Genomic DNA, 849 nt, shown 5'->3' with positions numbered 1-849 from the left:
AATTGCGTGAAGTGCTGCGGCAGTAGGAGAAGGAACCCAAGCCGTGTTAGCACCCGCTTTAGGATGGCCCACTTTCTGCTCCATCATCATGCCCATTTCATCAGGAATCGGCCACATGCCTTTACCAATCTGTGAACGACCTTGTAGGCCTGTTTCCAAACCTGTATCAACGTTCCAATCTTCGTATGCGTTAATCCAAACTTGCTGCTTCATTTGAGTCTTAGCAACAAAAGGACCTGCCAACATTGACGTGTGTAGCTCATCACCGGTACGGTCAAGGAAGCCTGTGTTGATGAATACAACACGGTCTTTCGCTGCACGGATACATTCTTTCAAGTTAACAGTGGTACGACGCTCTTCATCCATAATACCCATCTTCATCGTGAAGCGAGGCAGGTTAAGTGCATCTTCAACACGTGCAAACAATTCGTTAGCAAAAGCCACTTCTTCTGGGCCGTGCATCTTAGGTTTAACGATATTGACAGAACCTGTTGTAGAGTTCTTGAATGGGCTATTGCCATTCAAGTCGTGAATAGCGATAAGCGCTGTCACAACACCGTCCATGATGCCTTCAGGAATTTCAGAACCGTCTTCCAAAAGAATCGCAGGGTTAGTCATCAAGTGACCTACGTTACGAACGAACAACATTGAACGACCTTTCAAAGAGAAAGTATTACCGTCAACACCCGTGAATTCACGGTCAGCATTCATCACACGTGTAAATGTCTTACCGCCTTTGCTTACGTCTTCAGCCAGATCGCCTTTCATTAGGCCTAACCAGTTGCCGTAAGTCGTCACTTTGTCTTCTGCGTCAACCGCAGCAACAGAGTCTTCACAGTCCATGATAGT

At 46.5% G+C, this 849-nt stretch carries 1 pseudogene; it reads right to left on the bottom strand.

Going from position 1 to position 849, the window contains the following annotated elements:
• Positions 1-849, bottom strand: a pseudogene (locus A3756_RS18920) (malate synthase G); the annotation flags it as partial.

The organism is Oleiphilus sp. HI0086, from assembly GCF_001635225.1.
Note: the sequence above shows the minus strand (reverse complement) of the source record. Positions and strands in the feature narration are given on the sequence as shown.